Here is a 19,318-nt window from a genome sequence, read left to right as displayed (position 1 = left end):
GCGAACCTCTGAACTCTCACCCCTTGACCTGGCATAACATCAGATTTCATGAGGCTGGCGGAGCTGCTCGCGCGCGACGACCTGCGGCTGACGCTTGTGACCGGCCGCGAGACGCTCGATCGCGAGATCCGGCGCGCGTACCCGACGGACCTGCCCGACCCCAAGCGCTACCTGCTGCCGGGCGACCTCGTGCTCACCAGCGGCGTCTGGTACTCCGAGCCGTCCGACTGCGAGCGCTTCGCCGACGCCCTGTGGGCCAGCGACGTGGCCGGCCTGGTGGTGGGGCTGATCGTGCTCGGAGAGCTGCCGGGCGAGCTGGTCAAGGCGTGCGAGCGCCGGCGGCTGCCGCTCATCCTGGCCGCTCCCGACCAGTCGTTCGGCGCGATCACCGAGGTGGTGACCGTCGAGGGGTTCGCCGCCGAGCAGCGCAGGGCCGAGCGGGTCAGGGCGCAGACGCTGCTCGACGTGCTGGGCCAGATCCCGCCCGGCGAGGTGTCGGCGCACCTGCGGCTGCTCGGGGCCGACCCGGGGCTGCCGACCGCCGCCATGGCGGTCACCCTGACCGGCGGGCAGGCGGCGTACGATCTGCCGGAGGTGCTGCACGAGGGCCTGGCCAGGAAGGGCCGGCACCTCATCGTCGGCGGCACGCCCCGCGAGGCGATCGCCCTGGTCAACGGCAGGGCGTCGCGCAAGAGCCTGGCGGACGAGCTGCGCGGCCTGGTCGCCGGGCGGCCGGGGCTCAGCATCGCGGCCGGGATCAGCGAGATGGCGGCCAGCGTGTCACAGCTCGGCGAGGCCCTGGAGACGGCCAGGCGTGGCATGGAGTCGGCTAGGAACGGGCAGGGGCCGGTCTCGATCATGTCGGTGGCCGACATCGACAGCTTCGACCTGCTGCTGGCCGCGCTGCCGTCGAGCGTGCGCAGGTCGTTCCGCGACCACCTGCTCGGGCCGGTGGCCGACTACGACGCGCGGCACGGCTCGGAGCTGCTGCGCACGCTCGACGTCTTCCTGGAGACGTGCGGCTCCTGGCAGCGCACGGCCGACGAGCTGTACGTGCACGTCAACACGCTGCGCTACCGGATGCAGCGGATCGAGGAGCTGACCGGGCGGCGGATGTCGTCGATGCGCGACCGTACGGACCTGTACCTGGCGCTACGGTCAGGGCAGGTCGCCCGGGACGACCCGGCCCCCTGAGAACCCCGGTCAGGGCAGGTTGCCCGCGACGACCCGGCCCCGTGAGACCACGGCCACGATGTTCTCCGTGGCCAGGTCCTCGATGCGCTCCCACGGCCGCCCGCGCAGCACGATCAGGTCGGCGCCCAGCCCGGGGGCGATCCGGCCCACCGGCACACCGATCGAGTCGGCCGCGTCGGAGGTGGCCGCGCGCAGCGCCGGCTCCGCTCCCATGCCGAGGATCCTGGTCATGTGCACGACCTCGGCGAGCTGGTCGCCGAACTGGACGTGGTGGCCGTTGGCGTCGGTGCCGAGCACGAACCGCACGCCCAGCGCGGCCGCCTGGGCCAGCAGCACGTTGCGGGTGGCGACGAGCTCGGCGGCCTTGGCCATGGCCTCGGGCGTGACGGGGACGCGGCCCTCGGCGATGGCCTCGTTGATCAGCAGCGTCGGGGCGACCGGCGTCCGGCGGGCGGCCAGGGTCTCGGCCAGGTCGGTGCTCATGAGCGTGCCGTGCTCGATCGAGTCGACGCCCTCTTCGACGGCGACGCGGATGCCCTCTTCCGAGTGGGCGTGCGAGGCCACCAGCATGCCGAGCGCGTGCGCCTCGTCCACGACGGCCCTGATCTCGTCGCGGGTGTAGTTGCGCCAGCCGTTCTTGTCGCCGATCGACAGGACGCCGCCGCTGGTGGTGAGCTTGATGCCGTCCATGCCGGCGCGGGCCCAGGTGCGTACGAGCTTGCGGCACTCGTCGGGACCGTCGGCGACCGGCTTCCTGAGCGGGGAGGCGGACGGCACGAACAGGTCGTTGTGCCCGGCCGTCATGCCCACCACGCCGTGCACCTGGATGCGCGGCCCCGGCAGCACGCCGGCGTCGAAGGCCCGGCGGAGCGCGATCTGGGCCTCGTCGCCCGCCAGGTCGCGCAGCGTCGTCACGCCGTGGCGCATGGCCCGCTGGGCGTGGGCGACGCCGTGCAGCACCTGCTCGTCCCGCGTGGTGGTCAGCGGCCAGGTCGCGAAGTCGGGCGGCGTGCCGTGCCCGGCGTAGCCGATCAGGTGGACGTGCGTGTCCACCAGGCCGGGGATGACGCACAGGCCGCCGTGGCGCGGCGCGGCCGGGCGCACGTCGCCGATCCGATCGGGCTCCCAGCTCAGATCGACCGGGCCGCGGAATTCGGTACCGTCCCAAAGCGGGATTCCGTCGAGTCTCATTTCACGGACGACGCTACCCGAGCCCCAGCGCGGCTGGAGGGATCTACGGTCCTCGCCCGGCGCTCTCGTAGGGACCTACAGGCGCGGCCAGGGGTTTTCCGGGCTTGCCGGTGAGAGACCGCGTGCGCGGCTCAGTGTCCGAAACCACCGTCACACGATGGTAATAATCGATAGATACCTTCCTGACCTGCATGTTCATCGCCGCTCAAGGAGAATTATGGCTACCCTCGACCGCCGCGCGTTCCTGCGGACAACAGGTCTGGCCGGACTGGCGTTCGGTCTGGCCGCCTGCGGTGACAGCGGCACGGCCGGCACATCATCGAGCGGGTCGTCGGGCAGCGGGTTCGGGTCGGTCAAGCTGCAGCTCTCCTGGAAGAAGAACGTCGAGTTCGCCGGCGAGTACTTCGCCGACAGCAAGGGCTACTTCAAGGCCGCCGGGTTCTCGCAGGTCGAGCTGCTGTCGGGCGGCGGCTCCGGCACCTCGGTCGAGTCCGGCCTGGCCACCGGCCGCTGCTGGGCCGGCCTGTCCGCGCCCACCATCACCGCCCCCGCCATCCTCCAGGGCGCCCCGCTGAAGATCGTCGGCGCGACCTTCCAGAAGAACCCGTTCGCCATCATCTCCCTGAGCAAGAACCCGATCGAGGACGCCAAGGACCTGGTCGGCAAGAAGATCGGCGTCCAGGACTCCAACGAGCTGGTCTGGAACGCGCTGCTCAAGGCCAACGGCCTCGACGCCGCCCAGGTGACCCGGGTGCCGTTCCAGTCCGACCCGTCGATGCTCACCTCCGGGCAGCTCGACGGCTACGTCGGCTTCGTCACCAGCGGCCCCGTGCGCCTGAAGATGCAGGGCCACGACGCCACCTACCTGCTGCTCGCCGACGCCGGGCTGCCGCTGGTCGCCGAGACGTTCACGGTGGCGCAGGAGACCATCGACAACGAGCGCGACAAGCTCAAGGCGTTCCTGACCGCCGAGATCAAGGGTTGGAAGGACGCCGTCGCCGACCCGGCCAAGGCCGCCGAGCTGGCCGCCACCGTCTACGGCAAGGACCAGAACCTCGACGTCAAGGAGCAGACGGAAGAGGCCAAGATGCAGAACGAGCTCGTCGTCACTCCCGACGCCAAGGCCAACGGCCTGTTCACGATGACGCCCGAGCTGATCGAGCAGAACATCGCCTCGCTGGCCAAGGCCGGCCTGAACATCAAGGCCGAGCAGCTCTTCGACCTGACGATCCTGGACGAGGTCTACAAGGCGGACCCGAGCCTGAAGCTCTCATGACCGGCATCAGCATCACGGGGCTGAGCAAGACGTTCGGCAAGGGCCTGACCGCCGTCGAGGGCGTGGACCTGCGGACGCCCAAGGGCTCCTTCCTGTCCCTGCTCGGCCCTTCGGGCTGCGGCAAGTCCACGGTGCTGCGCATACTCGCCGGTCTTGAGTCGCCGACCAGCGGCGAGATCCGGGTGAACGGTGAGACCCCTGAGGAGCTGCGCAGGAGCCACCACCTCGGGATCGCCTTCCAGGACTCGGCGCTGCTGGCCTGGCGCAGCGTGGCGGCCAACATCCGGCTGCCGCTGGAGGTCGCGGGGATCAAGCCGGACCCGAAGGTGATCGACGACCTGATCAAGCTGGTCGGTCTCGACGGCTTCGAGAAGGCCAGGCCGTCCGAGCTGTCCGGCGGCATGCGCCAGCGCGTGTCCATCGCCCGCGCGCTGGTGGTCAAGCCCAGCGTGCTGCTGCTCGACGAGCCGTTCGGCGCCTTGGACGACATGACCCGCCAGCGGCTCAACCTGGAGCTGCTGCGCATCTGGACGGAGAAGCCCGCCACGACGCTGATGGTCACCCACGGCATCGGGGAGGCGATCTTCCTGTCCGACGTGGTCGCCGTCATGAGCCCGCGCCCCGGGCGGGTGGTCGAGATGGTGGAGATCGGCCTGCCGCGACCGCGCACGCCGGACATGATGCGCACCCCCGAGTTCCACGCGATCCACGACCACCTCAGCGACCTGCTGTTCGGGCACGGAGCATGAGACGCGTCCAGGGGCTGATCGGCGTCGTCGCCCTCATCGGGCTCTGGTGGCTGCTCGCCGTCACCGTGTTCGCCGGCGGCGGCGCGGTGCCCACCCCGTGGACGGTGCTGGAGTCCATGGGCCACGACGGCTGGGCCTTCTACGGCCCGAACGCCGCCGTCACCCTGTCCGCCGCGGTCCAGGGCTTCCTGTGGGGCAACGGGCTGGCGATCGGCGTGGCCCTGCTGGTGCTGCTCGTGCCCCGGCTGGAAGCCGTGGCCACGCAGCTCGCCGTGATCAGCTACTGCGTCCCGCTGCTCGCCATCGGCCCCATCGTGCTGGTCGTCCTCGGCGGCGACGCCACCGTGGTGTTCCTCGCCGCCATCTCGGTCTTCTTCACCACGCTCATCGGCGCGCTCCTCGGCCTGCGCTCGGCCGACCGGGCCAGCCTCGACCTCATCACCGTGTACGGCGGCGGCCGCCTGGCCAGGCTCAGGTACGTGCAGATCATCTCGGCCCTGCCCAGCACCTTCGCCGGGCTGAAGATCTCCGCGCCGTCCGCGCTGCTCGGCGCGATCATCGGCGAGTACCTGGGCAGCAACGACCAGGGCCTCGGCGTCTCGCTGATGATCTCCCAGCAGCAGTTCCAGGTGCCGCGCACCTGGGGGCTCGCGCTCGTGGCCGGTCTGATCGCCGGTCTCGGGTACGCGGTCGTGGCGCTCGTCGCCCGTGTGATCACCCCCTGGTCGAAAGGCGAATCACAGTGATCGGCCGCACCGTGCTGAGAATCGTGGGGCCGCTGGCGCCCTCGATCGTCATCGTCGTGGCGGCGTGGTGGCTGCTGCTGGAGGCGTTCGGGATCAGCCCGCTCGTGGGCAAGCGCCCGCCGCAGGTCTGGGACTACCTGACCTCCTCCGCGGCGCACCGCGAGGCCGTGTTCGGCGCGCTGGGCATCACGATCAGGGACGCGGCCATCGGCTTCACCACCGGGATGATCGCCGCGATGGCGGTGGCCGTCACGTTCGTGCTGTTCAGGACGATCGAGCAGACGTTCATGCCGGTCGCGATGCTGCTGCGGTCGGTGCCGCTCGTGGTGATGACGCCGCTGATCACGCTGATCTTCGGCAGGGACCTGGCGGGCGTGGCCGTCATCGGCGGCATCGTGGTGTTCTTCCCCGCGCTGGTGAACATCGCCTTCGGGCTGAGATCGGCCTCGCCGCAGGCGACGGACCTGATCAGGGCGTACGGCGGCACCCGCATGACCGTCCTGCGCAAGGTCGCGGTGCCGACGGCGATGCCCTCGGTCTTCGCCTCGGCCCGGATCTCCGTGCCCGCCTCGATCATCGGCGCGCTCATCGCCGAGTGGCTGGCCACCGGGCAGGGGATCGGCGCCGAGATCCTGCGCGCGATCGGCGGCTTCCGCTACGACGAGGTCTGGGCGGACATCGTGGTGGTCACGGCCGTGTCCATCCTGGCGTACGCGGTCGTCGGCGTGGTCGAGTCGCTCGTGCTGGCGCGCTTCTCCGACCAGCCCCGATAGAGCGGCCGGGTTGCGCCTGACATCGTGTCAGGGCCTTGAATGGCCGGCATGCACACCTATCTGGGCTCCGGGCCCTACTGTTACGCCAACTCCCTGGCCATGATGCTCGGCCGGGCCGCGCCGCCGGTCGGGGTGATCGAGACGCTGACCGGGTCGCCGTTCGGGATGCAGCTCCTGGGCGGCCGCACCCCCTTCTTCGATCCGTACGGCTGGGATCCCGAGCTGGGCGTCGACACGGCGCTCGAACTGCTCGGCTGGACCTGCGAGCGCAGCCACGGCGGCACCGAGGCCGAGGCGCTGGCCCGGCTGCGGGCCGCCGGTCCCGCGATGGCCGGGCCGCTGGACATGGCGCTGCTGCCGTACGCGCCGGGTGGCGGGGGAGACCACTACGTCGTGGTGCTGGCGGTGGAGGGCGACACCGTGGTCCTGCACGATCCGCACGGCCATCCCTACGCCACGCTGTCCACCGGGGAGTTCCTGGCCGCCTGGCGGGGCGAGGCGGTGGCGTACCTGACGACGCCGTACGCGCTGCGCGGCGGGTTCGCGCGGGTGCGGGAGACGTCCGTGCCGGAGGCGCTGCGTGCCGCGCTGCCCGCGGCCGCGCGCTGGCTGGAGGGGCGGGACGACCTGCCGGTGCCGCCGGGGACGCTGGGCGGCGCGGACGCGGCGCTGCGGCTGGCCGAGCTGGTGGAGCAGGGGCTCGACGAGGGCGTCAGGGGCCTGCTCACGCACTTCGGGGTGCGCGTGGGCGCCCGGCGGCTGGCCGACGCGGCCGGGTGCCTGGATTCGCTCGGCCTGGCGGAGGCGGCGGCCGTTCTCGCGGGGCAGGCCCGCGAGCTCGGCGGGCTGCAGCACCCGCTCGTGACGGGCGACGACCGGGCCGTGGCGGCGGGGCTGCGCCGGCTGGCTCCGGCCTACCGGCGGCTGCCCGCGCTGCTGCGGTGAGCGCCGTTCAGCCGGGCCGTTCAGCCGGGGGATGAGCGCCGTTCAGCTAGGCCGTTCAGCCGGGGGATGAGCGCCGTCGAACGGGTGGGAAGTGCGGGCCCGGCCGCGGTCCTGTGTGCGGGGGGAGGCGCGGCCGGGCCCGCCCGGAGGGGAGCGCGTGGGCGTGCGGTGGGAAACCGGCTCGGGGTGTGGCCGGTGAAAGCCCGACGCTCCCTGGCTCTGATGGGCGGCGAAGGATCTCTAATGGGTGGCGAAGTCCTGGGTCCAGGTGGGTCCCTTGGCGGCATGTCCGACGCCGATGTGGGTGAACGAGCAGTTCATGATGTTCGCGCGGTGGCCGGGGCTGTCCAGCCAGTCCCTGACCACGGCGGCGGCGGTGGGCTGGCCCTTGGCGATGTTCTCGCCGGCCAGGCGGAAGGCGAACCCCGCCGCCTTGATGCGCTGGTCGAACGAGCGGCCGTCGCGCGAGTCGTGGTCGAAGTAGTTGTTGGCCGCCATGTCCGCCGAGTGGCGCTCGGCGGCCAGGTGCAGCTTGGCGTCGTGGACGAGGGGGCGGCAGCCGTTCCCGGCCCTGGCCTCGTTGGTCAGCTTGACGACGGCCGTCTCGGCGGCCGAGGCGAAGCCCCCGTTCGAGGCGGGCCGGCCGCACGACAGCCTGACCGACCTGGACTGGTCGGTCCTGCCCTGGGAGTCGAGCGCGACCACGTAGTAGCGGCGGGGGGTGGCGGTGCAGCGTACGTTCGCGGTTATCCGGCCGTTGCCGATGACCTTCGAGCCGCTCTTGACGACGCGGTCGGGCCCGGAGACGGCGACCTTGATGCGCACCCGGAGCCGGGCCTGGTCCGCGCAGCCGGTCCTGGCGGCCGTGCCTCGCACCGTGCCCTTGGAGACGAACGGCTTGACCGCGACCACGCGGCACGCCTGCTTCGCGGCTGTCGAAGTGGAGGCGGCCTGCTGCCCGGCCGCCTGCGCGGCGGGCGCGGGGAAGCTCAATGCCGCCAGGCTTCCTAGGCAGATCAATGCCTGGAGCTGTCCGCGCATCTCGTCCTCCGGTGAAGCTCGACAGTGCGTCGAACCCGCATTCTGGCCCCCTTGGATGGGCTATGTACGGAAATTGCACCCGTAACCTGGAGCTCCAAGTGGCCTAATCGTGATGAGGCTCGTCGCGATCGCCGTAAACCACAACGGCCCCCTGGGCGTCAGGGGGCCGCTGAGGTCTCAGCGAGCCGCTAGCACTGAACGGGCTTGAGCCACGAGCACTCGAGGTCGCCCGACGCGCTCTCGTCCGTGGCGCGCAGCTGGGCGGACCCGGCGGTCGCCGTCGTACGGGAGAACTGCGCGAGGCGGACGGCGATCTTGTCTTCGATGTCCTTCGGCGAGCCCGACAGGTACTGGTTCAGCATGATCGAGAAGATCAGCGGCTCGCCCTCGGCGCTCGTGACGTAGCCGGACAGCGCGGTGACGCCGGTCAGGGAGCCCGTCTTGGCGTGCACGTTGTTCGCGGCGGGGGTGTTGCGCATCCGGCTGCGCAGGGTGCCGCCCACGAACCGCTCGGCGTTGCCGGCGATGGGCAGGGACTCGTACCAGGTGGTGAACCACGGCTTGCCGCGCACGGCCGTCAGGAGCTGCACGATCGAGCTGGGCGAGAAGCCGTCGCGGCGCGAGAGCCCGGAGCCGTCGCGCATGTTGATCAGCTGCACCCCGTTGGCCTTGGCGAAGTCGGTGCTGACCTTGAGCCCGGCCGACCAGGTGCCCTGGTTCGCGGCCTTGCGGCCCATGGCCTTGGTGAGGATCTCGGCGTGGATGTTGTTGCTCAGCTTCATGAACGGCACCAGCAGCTCGCCCAGCGTCATCGACTGGTGCTCGGCCAGCGTCTTCGCGCCGGACGGCGCCGTCCCCGCCGTGGTCGGGCCGAGCACCTTGACGCCGTGCTTGGCCAGCGACTTGCGGAACAGCGCCGACACGTACGCCGTGGGGTCGTCCACGGCCACCCACTCCTGGTACGGGTCCGCCACCGTGCCGGTGATCACGACCGTACGCGTGCCGTGCTGCCGCTCGATGAGCACGTCGGTCTCGGCGCCCACGGTGGCCTTGTTGACGATCTTCAGGTAGTCGGTCTCCGGCGTGGTGGACACCTTGACCGCGTCCCCGTCGGCCGCCACCTCGACGATCACCGAGCCGGCGTCGTAGTCCCGGTCGGGCGAGGCGGTCAGCGCGGAGATCGGCGCGGCGTAGTAGGCGGTCTCGTCGTCCCACGACCAGTCGTTGCCGAGCCGCTGCGCGTCGAACCAGGTGTCGTCGGCCACCAGCTTGCCCGTGACGACCTTGATGCCCGCCTTGGCGACCTCGGCGGCCAGCGTGTCGTAGTCCTCGGCCAGCATGGTCGGGTCACCGGTGCCGCGCAGCACCAGGTCGCCGGTCAGCACGGAGCCGACCTTGCGGCCGCCGCTCAGCACGGTGGTGGGGAAGCGGTAGTCGAGGCCGAGGGTCTCCACGGCCGCGGCGGAGGTGAACAGCTTGGTGTTGGACGCCGGGGTCAGGAGCTTGCCGGCGTCGGTGGCGTACAGCTCCTCGCCGGTCGTGGCGCTCTTGACCACGACGCCCGCCCTGGCGATCGTGAGCCGGGAGTCGCTGAGGATCTGGTTGATGTCCTGGGTCAGGTCGGCCACGCCCGCGGAGGGATCGAGCGCGACGGCCGGTGAGGAAGGGCTGGACGCCCACGCGAGGGCCGCGACGAGCGCGCCCGCGACGAGGGAGGCTGAGGTGCGCCGCATGGGGTCTCCAAAGACTGGGGGATCGCATGTGAGCATGAATCAGCGCAGTCAGCCTGTAATCCGCAAATATCCGTATTTATGGGCGACTGAGGGGCGATGCGGTCCTCAGAGGGACGGCTGGCCCGAGCTCAGCAGGAAGCCGCAGTCGCCGAACGAGATCTCGTCACCGGAGCGGACCTTGGCCGGGCCCACCAGCCGCCAGCCGTTGAGCCTGGTGCCGTTGAGCGAGCCCAGATCGACCAGCAGCCAGTCGCCGTCGCCCTCGCGGCGCAGCTCGGCGTGCACCCGGGAGACCGTCAGGTCGGACAGCACGAGGTCGCACGCCGACCCTCTGCCCACCACGTAACGCAACCGGTCGTCGTCCGGCAGCGCGAGCCGGGGCAGCCGGGGCCGCCGCCACGCCGAGCGCAGCCTGATGGTGAACTCCGACGCCGACGACACCGCGTCGGTCAGCCGCTGCCGGAACGTCGGCCGTCGCGGCAGGTCGGCGACCAGCTCGTCGAGCTCGTAGCGGTTGCGGGCCCGCAGCGCCTGGTCCACCCGGCCGACGAACGTGTCGTGGGAGATCCGGCCCTCCACGGCGCGATCTCTGAGCTCGTCGATCGCACGGTCGCGTTCCCCATCCGAGGCGCGAGAGGGCGGATGTGTGGAGCTCATGTAGCGAGTATCGGCCTGAACCTCGGTCCGTGTCCAGAATACGCGGATCAGTTGCGATAAGCATACTCAGTATGCATACTCAGTATCCATGTCGATCAGACACGGACTGCTCGCCCTCCTGAACGGCGGGCCGCGGTACGGCTACCACTTGCGGGTGGAATTCGAGGCGTCGACGGGGGCGACCTGGCCGCTCAACATCGGCCAGGTCTACACGACGCTCTCCCGGCTCGAACGCGACGGCCTGGTTGCCCCCGGCGGCGCCGACGAGCAGGGCAGGGCGGTCTACACGATCACCGAGGCCGGTCGCGAGGAGCTGGAGCGATGGTTCAGCACCCCCGTCGCCCAGAACGACCGGCCTCGGGACGAGCTGGCCATCAAGATCGCGATGGCCGTGGCCGGCGCGGACGTCGACGTGGCCGCGGTCATCCAGACCCAGCGCGAGGCCACCATGCGCGCCCTGCAGGAGCTCACCAGGGCCAAGCGGGCCGCGGCCGACGGGCTCGCGCAGCGGCTCGTCATCGACTCGTCCATCTTCAAGGCCGAGGCCGAGCAGCGCTGGCTCGATCATTGCGAGGCCGTGTCCAAGGACGCTTCCAAGGAGAAGAAGGCATGACTGTGGTGAGTTTGCAAGAGGTCACCCGCGAGCACGGCCAGGTGCACGCGCTGAGGGGCGTCAGCCTGGAGGTCTCGGCGGGGGAGCTGGTCGCGGTCATGGGCCCGTCGGGGTCGGGCAAGTCCACCCTGCTCAACCTGGCCGGCGGCCTCGACAGGCCCACGTCGGGCAGCGTGACGATCGAGGGTGAGGACCTCGCGCGCGTGAAGGACCTGGCCGGCCTCAGACGCGGCAGCGTCGGATACGTCTTCCAGGACCTCAACCTGATCCCGTCGCTGACGGCGGCCGAGAACGTGATGCTGCCCAGGGAGCTGGACGGCGTCAGGACCGGTCAGGCCAGGCGGGAGGCGCTGGCCGTGCTCGCCGAGGTGGGGGCGGAGGACGTCGCGGACCGCTACCCCGAGGAGCTGTCGGGCGGGCAGCGCCAGCGGGTGGCCATCGCCAGGGCGCTGGTCGGGGAGCGCCGGCTCGTGCTGGCCGACGAGCCGACCGGCGCGCTCGACACCGCCACCGGCGACGAGATCCTGCAGTTACTGCGCGCCCGCTGCGACGAGGGCGCGGCGGTGCTGCTCGTCACCCACGAGCCCCGGTACGCGGCCTGGGCCGACCGGGTGGTCTACCTGCGTGACGGCCTGATCGTGGAGTCGAACGCGGTGCGGCTGGAGAGCTCCCGATGAGCGCGTTCCGCGCCGCGCTGCGGATCTCCCGCAGGGACGCCTGGCGCTCGAAGGGGCGCAGCGCGCTGGTCATGGTGCTGATCGGCCTGCCCGTCCTGGCCATCACGGCGCTGCTCACCGGCGCCGCCACCACGAGCGTCAACCCGCAGGAGAAGCTGCCCTCGCTGCTGGGCTCGGCGGACGCGCGCCTGATCACGGCTCCGTCCCGGGCCCCGGTCGAGCAGGACTACAGCGGCCAGTCGTTCGGGCCGTCCCCCGGCGACGGCACGGGCCGGCAGTGGACGGTCGCCGAGCTCGGCACCCTGATCAAGGGCCGCTTCCTGCGCTGGCAGAACAACGCCGTGGAGGTCCGCGTCACCGACGTCTACGACCGGACGGAGGTGCTCGAAGTGGACCTGCGCGACCCGATGACCAGAGGGATGCGCCCGCTGGTGGCCGGCCGGTACGCCGCCGCCCCCGGGGAGGCCGCGGTGTCCCGGGCGATGCTCGACCGCGGCGCGCGGATAGGCGGCACGATCAAGGTGACGCGCAGGGACCGCCCGGTCCTGGTGGTCGGCGTCATCGAGAACCCGAACCGGCCGGGGCTCCCGGAGCTGGCCGGCCTGCCGGAGGGCGTGCTGTCGCACCAGAACGACGGCGACAGCAGCGGCTGGCTGGTCCAGACCCCGGATCCGGTCGACCGGGCGGAGATCCGGCGGCTGAACCGGGTGGGCCTGGCCGTCAGCTCCCGCCACGTGACGGAGAACGCGACGCGGTCCGAGCTCGCCCGGGCGGACACGCCGTCGAACCTGCGCGAACTGACCTCGCTCGGCATCATGGTCGTCCTCGCCGTCATGGAGACCGTCCTGCTGGCGGGCCCCGCCTTCGCCGTCGGGCTGCGGCGCAGGCGCAGGGAGCTCGCCGTGCTCGCCGCCCAGGGTGCTTCCGGCCGGCAGCTCGGGACGATCGTGCTGGCGGACGGGCTCGTGCTCGGCGGCGCGGCGGCCCTGCTCGGCGCCGCGCTGGGGATCGGCGCGGGCGCGCTGGGCGAAGCTCTCCTGGCCCGCTCGCTGGACTGGACGCACGGTCCCGTGGAGGTGCCGTGGCCGCCGGTGCTCGGCGTGGCCGCGCTGGGCGTGGTCAGCGGCCTGACGGCGGCGATCGTGCCCGCGATCCAGGCCGCCCGGCAGCGCCCCGCCCAGGTGCTGGCCGGTCGGGCGAGCACGGACGCGCACAAGCGCGCCGGCCGCCCGGTGCTGGGGTTCGCGCTGGTGCTGCTCGGGCTCGGCGCGACCTATGTCGCGCTGCGGCGCGGCCAGGTGTCCGTCGCATCCTCCGCCCTGCTGCTCGTGCTGGGGCTGGTCGCACTGATGCCGTGGCTGGTCCAGGCCTCGGAGCGGCTGGCCGGGCGGCTGCCGCTCCCGGTGCGCCTGTCCGTCCGCGACGCCTCCCGCCACCGCGTCCGTACGGCCTCGGCCGCCGCGGCCGTCATGGCGGCCACCATGGTGGCGGTCACCGTCGGCATCGGCGTCAGCAGCTCGTACGCGAAGCGAGAGGCGAAGCGCGACGCCGTTGCGCCCACGGGGACCCTGGCGATCAGCGGCCGCGGCCTCGACGACCAGGGCTGGGCCAGGTTGCGCGCGGAGGTCGGACGGAGACTTCCAGCGGCCGCCCTGACCCCGGGACAGGAGGCGATGGACGCACGGGGCAGGGGCCTGGCGCTGAGACCGGCCTGGGATCACAGAAGCTGCCGCGAGCGCTGCGTGCCGCCCGGCTACCTGTTCATGTCGCTGCCGATCGGTGACGAGCGGCTGCTCACCTTCCTCCAGAGACGGCACGATCCGCAGGCCGCCGCGGCGCTGGCCGCGGGCAAGGCCGTGGCCTTCAACCCCGAGGTCGTGCGGGACGGCATGATCGAGCTGGACGCCAGGGACCAGGACGCCGGGGCGACCAAACCGGCCAAGGTGTTCAAGGTGCCGGCCGTGGTGTCGAGCGGCGCCGAGCCCACGCAGACCGGCGCGCTGATCCCGGCCTCGGCCGTGCGGGCGGCCGGGCTCGACGTGGCCGAGCGCGCCGTCTACACCACGGGGATCCCCGCCGACCTGGACAGCCTGGACCGCCTGGGCCGCGACCTCAGGGCGGTGAGCGGCATCGCCTTCCTCGACACGGTGGAGGGCCCCGACGACGGCCTGCTCAACACGCTCCTGGTGTTGCTCGGGGCCGCGCTCGTCGTGGTGCTCGGCGGCACGTTCGCGGCCACCGGGCTGGCCGCGGCCGACATGCGCCAGGACCTCGACACCCTCTCGGCCGTCGGGGGGCCGTCACGGACCCGCAGGCTCGTGGTGGCCGCCCAGGCCGGCTACATCGCGCTCCTGGGCGCGCTCGTGGGGCTGGCCGGCGGCGCGGTCAGCGGCCTCGCGCTGAGCTATCCGCTGACGCGGGAGTTCTACGGGACCCTGGAGGGGATCGTCGGGGCTCCCGGGCCCGTCACGATCTCCATCCCGTGGCTGTTCCTGGCCGGGGTGGTGCTCGGCCTGCCGCTGCTGGCCGCCCTGCTGGCCGGGCTGGTCACGAGGACGCGTCCGGTGCTGGCCCGTCGGGTGGCGTGAGGCGGTACTTCAGCGTCATCAGCACCGACACGAAGATGATCACTGCGGGGACCGCGGTCTGTCCGATGAGGACCGCGGTCACCGCGCTGTCCGGCTGCTGGACCGGGGTGCTCGGCTCCGACTCGATGAAGCCGCCCAGCGACAGGATCACCCCGAAGATCAGCGCGCCGAACGAGCTGACCCCGCTCTCGATCGCCGTCCACAGCCCGGTCAGCACGCCCGCCCGCCGCTTGCCCGTCCGCGCCGCGTCCGCGGCGATCACGTCCGCGAGCATCGAGAACAGCAGCAGCTGCACCCCCGCGATGCCGACGCCGACCACCAGGATCGTCAGGTGGGCGTAGACGGCCCCGAACAGCGGGGTGGCCACGGCCGCCGCCGTGCCGCCGCCGAACAGCAGCGCGGCCAGGATCATCGCCCCGCGCTTGTCGAAGCGCCTGGACAGCCGCACCCACAGCGGCATCGTCAGCAGCATCGGGCCCACCAGCGCCGCGAACAGCGTCTGCGTGGCCGCGGGCGTGCCGATGGTGTAGGCGGCGAAATAGGGCGCCGCGGCCAGCATCATGCTCACGGCGAGCATCTGCGTGCAGGCCAGCGCCGTGATCCAGATGAACGGCGAGTTCCCCTTGATCGCGGCGAACTGCTCGCGCCACCCGCCGCGGTCGGGCTCGGGCGCGCCGGTCATGGGGGCGCGGGCGGTGCCGAAGAACGAGCCGAGCATCGAGGCCAGCAGGATGACCGCGATCGTGACCGCCATCAGCCGGTAGCTGCCCAGCGTGCCGTCCTCGCCCTGGCTGGTGACGATGGCGGGGGCGAGCACGCCGCTGATCGCGGTGGCCGCGCCGATGAAGATCATCCGCCACTGCAGCAGCGAGGTGCGCTCGTGGTAGTCGTGCGTCATCTCGCCGGGCATCGCCTTGTACGGCACCTCGAACAGCGCGTACGCCGTCGCGGTCGCCATGAAGCAGGCCCCCACGTACAGCGCGGCCGGGACGCCCGTCAGCGGCGGCCCCGCGAACACCAGGAAGAACGCGATCGGCAGCGTGCAGGCGCCGGCCAGCAGCCAGGGCCGCCGCGGGCCCATGCGCGACCTGGTCCGGTCCGACCAGCGGCCGACCAGCGGGTTGATGATCAGGTCCCACGCCTTGGGCGCGGTCACCACCACCCCGGCCAGCCACGCGGGCACCGCCAGGAAGTTGGTCATGTAGTACAGCAGGAGCAGGCCGGGCACGGCGTTGACCGTGGCCGTGCAGAAGGAGCCGACGCCATAGCCGAGGCGCACACCCCGGGGGACCGTGGGCGTGCTCAGCGCCGGTGCGATCATGCCCTCATTGAAGCCGAGCGAGAGCTTGTTCGGTAGGGCCCAGTTTCCCGGGCCCCGCCGCTGCCGCTACCTCACTCGGAGACGTCGGCGCACACGACGTGCGCGCCGATCTCGATCATCCGGCGCTCGCTGCGCGCGTCCGCCACCCTGGCCATGAGGATCGGCGCCCCGGAGGCCGCGAACTGCGGCAGGCGGGCGCGTACCAGGCGGTGCAGGTCGCGTACGACGTCTTCGGCCGCGGACATGTGCACCTTCACGTGCAGCATGATCCCCGGAGCCCCCGACGCCGTGCGGGCCTCGGAGATCCAGACGTGGTGCACGAGCGGGAAGTCCATCAGCAGGTACGAGATGGCCTGCCGCAGCGCGGGCAGGATCGGGTGCGCGCACCGCCGGTAGCCCGGGTCCACCTGCTGCATCGGACCCGACAGATGCGGCCTGGGCGCGGGCACCCACGGCAGCGTCGGGGCCTGCGGGCTGGGTGGCGCCACCTGGGCCAGCGCGGCACCGCGTGACACGGTGGCCATCGCGCCCGTCGCGTAAGCGGCCGGCACCGCCCCGGAGAGGACGGGATGCGGCCCCGTGCGCGTCGACGTGAGGAAGCGCTGAAGATCGTCGATCGGCACGGCCGCAGCGGCTGGTCCGGCCGCGTCGATCACGATCTCCCGCACGCCGGTGACGCGCTGGATGTCCAGGATGGTGTCGGCGTCGCACGCCGATAGGGAATGACTGCCGCGGTGCCTGGCATAGGTAGCAGGACCGGTGTAACCGAGCAGGACTCGGTCCCCGGCTTGGGTCGTCCCTAGGACGACCGAACGATCTGGTCGCACTGCCACCAGGATTCCACCGTCGGCGAGAGCGCTCAGCAGGCGATGGGGGGTGCCATGCTGGGCGAGCACGTCGGCAAGCGCAGGATTCCCGATGCTCATATAGCGAACCATAGGTAGTCGGCCACGGCTTATCAGGCTAATGGCGAATAAATCTCCCGATCAAGACAAAGATGTGCGCAGTGTGGATGAGTTTTTGCTCCGCTGGGTACAGCCGACCCGTCTCACATCGTGGGTCTCTCGTGAACGCGTTCACAAGCGCCGGATACACTCTGTGGGACCGTCGGGGGATCCGTGGACGTGTCCCCCGAAGCCCGCCGCATGTCGCGAAGGATCCACACCAGTGAACAAGCCCGTCGTTCTGGTCGCAGAGGAGCTGTCCGAGGCCGGCCTCGCCGTGCTCGGAGCCGATTTCGAGGTCCGCCACACCGACGGCGCCGACCGTTCCCAGCTGCTGCCGGCCCTCGCCGACGTGGACGCGCTGATCGTCCGCTCCGCCACGCAGGTCGACGCCGAGGCCATCGCCGCCGCGCCCAAGCTGCGCGTGGTCGCCCGCGCCGGCGTCGGTCTCGACAACGTCGACGTCGAGGCCGCCACCAAGGCCGGTGTCATGGTGGTCAACGCCCCGACCTCCAACATCACCAGCGCCGCCGAGCAGACCATCGCCCTCATCCTGGCCAGCGCGCGCAACACGGCCCAGGCCCACACCGCGCTGAAGAACGGCGAGTGGAAGCGCTCGAAGTACACCGGTGTCGAGCTGGACGAGAAGGTCGTCGGCATCCTCGGTCTCGGCAAGATCGGCCAGCTCGTGGCCCAGCGGCTCCAGCCGTTCGGCGTCGAGCTGATCGCCTACGACCCCTACCTGCCGCCGGCCCGCGCCGCGCAGATGGGCGTCAAGCTGCTCAGCCTCGAAGAGGTGCTCAAGCAGGCCGACTTCATCACCGTCCACCTGCCCAAGTCCAAGGAGACGCTCGGGCTCATCGGTGACAAGGAGCTGCACGAGGTCAAGCCGTCGGTGCGGATCATCAACGTGGCCCGCGGCGGCATCGTCGACGAGGGCGCCCTCTACTCGGCGATCAAGGAGGGCCGGGTCGCCGGAGCGGGCCTCGACGTGTTCGCCAAGGAGCCCTGCACCGACAGCCCGCTGTTCGAGCTCGACCAGGTCGTCGCCACGCCGCACCTGGGCGCCTCCACGCACGAGGCCCAGGAGAAGGCCGGCACCCAGGTCGCGCGCAGCGTGAAGCTGGCGCTCGCGGGCGAGTTCGTGCCGGACGCCGTCAACGTCCAGGGCGGCGCGGTGGCCGAGGACGTCAAGCCGGGCCTGCCGCTGGCCGAGAAGCTGGGCCGGGTGTTCACGGCGCTGGCCGGCGAGGTCGCCACCAAGCTCGACGTCGAGGTCCGCGGCGAGATCGCCTCCCAGGACGTGCGGGTGATCGAGCTGGCCGCGCTCAAGGGCGTGTTCGCCGACGTGATCGAGGAGCAGGTCACCTACGTCAACGCCCCGCTGCTGGCCAAGGACCGCGGCATCACCGTCGAGCTGGTCACCAGCGCCGACAGCCCCGACTGGCGCAATGTGGTGACCGTGCGCGGCGTGCTCGCCGACGGCCGCCAGGTCTCGGTCTCCGGCACGCTCTCCGGGCCGCGCCAGATCACGAAGATCGTCGAGGTCAACGGCTACGAGATGGAGATCGAGCCGACGGCCCACCTGTGCTTCTTCACCTACACCGACCGCCCCGGCATCGTCGGCGTCGTCGGCCGCCTGCTCGGCGAGCACGGCATCAACATCGCCTCGATGCAGGTCGCCCGGGACGTCAAGGGTGGCAAGGCGCTCATCGCGCTGACCGTCGACTCCGCGATCCCGGCCGACGTGGTCGACCAGATCGTGGCCGAGATCGGCGGCGAGAGCGGCCGCACGGTGGACCTGGAGGTCTGACCCAGCCCGGCTCCGCACAAAGGGCCGCCACCCGGATCGTCCCGGGTGGCGGCCCTTTGTGTTGTCTCAGCATGCGAGATACTAGGACATCCAACGAGATTGCTGAGGTAACGTTGCTGAGGATGCGCCAGGTTCTCGTACTTATTACCTGCCGCGGCGGGGCCTGTTAGGGCAGGTCGACGACTCGCCGCGGTGAGCGGCGTTGCGTCGGCCTGTAAGTCCCTTTCGTCCGGTCCGTGACCCGGACCACGAGATCAGGCCCGGTTCGGATTCGCGACCGGGGTCCGACTTCTTCCGTTGGAACGCGCCCGCGAAATGAGATGAGATCACATGTACGAGATGTATGCCTGGAACCGTGCGGAAGAGCACGAGGACGAGGCCGCGGAGGCCCTCCAGACCGCACTCGACCGCAGGGACAACGGCGGCGCACCGCAGAGCTCGGGTCGTTAGCGCCTACCTGACGTGGGCGGCCCCGCGCCGGGCCGCCCACGCCAGGTAGTTTTTTACAGAGTGGCGGCCAGCGTGGCCGGCGCCGGAGTGTCGCGCTGCTCCTTGAGCTTCGTCCACTGCCGGACGCCCTTGCGATCCGGTCGGACGGCGCCCACGAAGGCGGTTCTGCGCCAGTCGGAGAGCTGCTCTTCCTTGACCACGTCGCCGGTGTGCGGCGCGTGCACCATGTAACCGGGGCGGGAGATCATCCCGACATGTCCCAGGTTGCTGAAGAAAACGAGATCGCCGGGCTTGAGGTTGTCCCAGGTGATCTTCTTGGAGAACGCGCCGTACTGCTCTCTGGCCGTACGCGGGAGTTCGATGCCCGCCTTCTCGTAGGCCCTGAGCATGAGTCCGGAGCAGTCATATCCTCGATCGCTCGTGCCGCCCCAGACGTACGGGATCCCGCGCTTGGTCATGGCGAATGAGAGAGCGATCTTCCAGGCGGGCTTGGGGGTGTTCTGCGCCTGGATGCGTTTGATGTCGGCGCCGGTCAGGGTGATGTCCGACGACTCGTTCTGCTGGGGGGCCGGACTGTTCTTCTGGGGGGCCTGCTGGGGGGCGGGAC

General features: G+C 71.2%; 17 protein-coding genes. 10 read left to right on the top strand and 7 right to left on the bottom strand.

The window, feature by feature from the left end; genetic code table 11:
- Positions 1 to 48: 48 nt before the first annotated feature.
- The gene (locus ETD85_RS21840) at positions 49 to 1,194 is read left to right on the top strand and encodes a PucR family transcriptional regulator (RefSeq protein ID WP_138691614.1); all 1,146 of its coding nucleotides are present in this window, start codon (positions 49 to 51) and stop codon (positions 1,192 to 1,194) included.
- Positions 1,195 to 1,203: 9 nt separating this feature from the next.
- Here the strand turns inward: ETD85_RS21840 and ETD85_RS21835 are convergent, their stop codons facing one another.
- Positions 1,204 to 2,385, bottom strand: a complete 1,182-nt coding sequence (locus ETD85_RS21835; protein WP_138691613.1) for a metal-dependent hydrolase family protein — start codon at positions 2,383 to 2,385, stop codon at positions 1,204 to 1,206.
- A 217-nt stretch (positions 2,386 to 2,602) separates the two neighbouring features.
- Between ETD85_RS21835 and ETD85_RS21830 the strand changes: the two genes are divergently transcribed.
- Genes ETD85_RS21830 through ETD85_RS21810 form a run of 5 tightly spaced genes read left to right on the top strand, consistent with a single transcriptional unit; the run spans position 2,603 to position 6,874 of the window.
- Positions 2,603 to 3,661 carry an ABC transporter substrate-binding protein gene (locus ETD85_RS21830; RefSeq protein WP_138691612.1) on the top strand — a complete coding sequence of 353 codons (1,059 nt, stop codon included), beginning with the start codon at positions 2,603 to 2,605 and terminating at the stop codon, positions 3,659 to 3,661.
- Positions 3,658 to 4,410, top strand: coding sequence for an ABC transporter ATP-binding protein (locus ETD85_RS21825; RefSeq protein ID WP_138691611.1), 753 nt, complete (start codon positions 3,658 to 3,660; stop codon positions 4,408 to 4,410). Before ETD85_RS21830 ends, ETD85_RS21825 begins: the two co-directional genes overlap by 4 nt.
- A complete protein-coding gene (locus ETD85_RS21820; RefSeq protein ID WP_138691610.1) occupies positions 4,407 to 5,156 on the top strand; it encodes an ABC transporter permease in 750 nt (249 codons plus the stop codon). The genes ETD85_RS21825 and ETD85_RS21820 overlap by 4 nt, the downstream gene beginning before the upstream one ends.
- An 11-nt stretch (positions 5,157 to 5,167) precedes the next feature.
- Positions 5,168 to 5,929: an ABC transporter permease gene (locus ETD85_RS21815; protein ID WP_206058449.1), complete on the top strand. Its 762-nt coding sequence runs from the start codon at positions 5,168 to 5,170 to the stop codon at positions 5,927 to 5,929.
- A gap of 48 nt (positions 5,930 to 5,977) precedes the next feature.
- Positions 5,978 to 6,874 (top strand): cysteine peptidase family C39 domain-containing protein, encoded by an 897-nt coding sequence (locus ETD85_RS21810; RefSeq protein ID WP_138691609.1) that lies wholly within the window; start codon positions 5,978 to 5,980, stop codon positions 6,872 to 6,874.
- A 240-nt stretch (positions 6,875 to 7,114) separates the two neighbouring features.
- Here ETD85_RS21810 and ETD85_RS21805 read toward each other — a convergent pair whose 3' ends face one another.
- The 3 genes from ETD85_RS21805 to ETD85_RS21795 form a co-directional block, all read right to left on the bottom strand.
- Complete coding sequence (locus tag ETD85_RS21805; RefSeq protein WP_206058448.1) at positions 7,115 to 7,915, bottom strand: CAP domain-containing protein; 801 nt, start codon at positions 7,913 to 7,915, stop codon at positions 7,115 to 7,117.
- A 188-nt stretch (positions 7,916 to 8,103) separates the two neighbouring features.
- Complete coding sequence (gene dacB, locus ETD85_RS21800) at positions 8,104 to 9,648, bottom strand: D-alanyl-D-alanine carboxypeptidase/D-alanyl-D-alanine endopeptidase (protein WP_138691608.1); 1,545 nt, start codon at positions 9,646 to 9,648, stop codon at positions 8,104 to 8,106.
- Between the two features lie 105 nt (positions 9,649 to 9,753).
- Entirely contained in the window at positions 9,754 to 10,305 is a 552-nt protein-coding gene (locus tag ETD85_RS21795) for a DUF1707 and FHA domain-containing protein (RefSeq protein WP_138691607.1), read from the bottom strand.
- An 88-nt stretch (positions 10,306 to 10,393) separates the two neighbouring features.
- Here ETD85_RS21795 and ETD85_RS21790 point away from each other — a divergent pair, with 88 nt between their 5' ends.
- From ETD85_RS21790 to ETD85_RS21780, 3 genes are read left to right on the top strand one after another with little or no spacing between them, the layout of a single operon-like run.
- Positions 10,394 to 10,918, top strand: coding sequence for a PadR family transcriptional regulator (locus ETD85_RS21790; protein ID WP_138691606.1), 525 nt, complete (start codon positions 10,394 to 10,396; stop codon positions 10,916 to 10,918).
- Positions 10,915 to 11,595, top strand: coding sequence for an ABC transporter ATP-binding protein (locus ETD85_RS21785; protein WP_138691605.1), 681 nt, complete (start codon positions 10,915 to 10,917; stop codon positions 11,593 to 11,595). The genes ETD85_RS21790 and ETD85_RS21785 overlap by 4 nt, the downstream gene beginning before the upstream one ends.
- Positions 11,592 to 14,183, top strand: coding sequence for an FtsX-like permease family protein (locus ETD85_RS21780; protein ID WP_138691604.1), 2,592 nt, complete (start codon positions 11,592 to 11,594; stop codon positions 14,181 to 14,183). Before ETD85_RS21785 ends, ETD85_RS21780 begins: the two co-directional genes overlap by 4 nt.
- Here the strand turns inward: ETD85_RS21780 and ETD85_RS21775 are convergent.
- Together ETD85_RS21775 and ETD85_RS21770 are read right to left on the bottom strand one after the other, a co-directional pair.
- Positions 14,143 to 15,504, bottom strand: a complete 1,362-nt coding sequence (locus ETD85_RS21775; RefSeq protein WP_138691603.1) for an MFS transporter — start codon at positions 15,502 to 15,504, stop codon at positions 14,143 to 14,145. The two genes, ETD85_RS21780 and ETD85_RS21775, sit on opposite strands and share 41 nt — an antisense overlap.
- Before the next feature lie 71 nt (positions 15,505 to 15,575).
- Entirely contained in the window at positions 15,576 to 16,430 is an 855-nt protein-coding gene (locus ETD85_RS21770; protein WP_138691602.1) for a hypothetical protein, read from the bottom strand.
- Positions 16,431 to 16,671: 241 nt separating this feature from the next.
- Here ETD85_RS21770 and serA point away from each other — a divergent pair, with 241 nt between their 5' ends.
- The gene (gene serA / locus ETD85_RS21765; RefSeq protein ID WP_138691601.1) at positions 16,672 to 18,261 is read left to right on the top strand and encodes a phosphoglycerate dehydrogenase; all 1,590 of its coding nucleotides are present in this window, start codon (positions 16,672 to 16,674) and stop codon (positions 18,259 to 18,261) included.
- 503 nt (positions 18,262 to 18,764) lie between these two features.
- On the opposite strand, the gene ETD85_RS21760 is transcribed toward serA, so the two are convergent.
- Positions 18,765 to 19,318: C40 family peptidase (locus ETD85_RS21760; RefSeq protein ID WP_138691600.1), on the bottom strand; the 554-nt coding region annotated here is incomplete at its 5' end.

The organism is Nonomuraea zeae (assembly GCF_005889725.1).
Classification (GTDB): domain Bacteria; phylum Actinomycetota; class Actinomycetes; order Streptosporangiales; family Streptosporangiaceae; genus Nonomuraea; species Nonomuraea zeae.
This window is presented reverse-complemented; position numbering and strand designations above follow the sequence as displayed.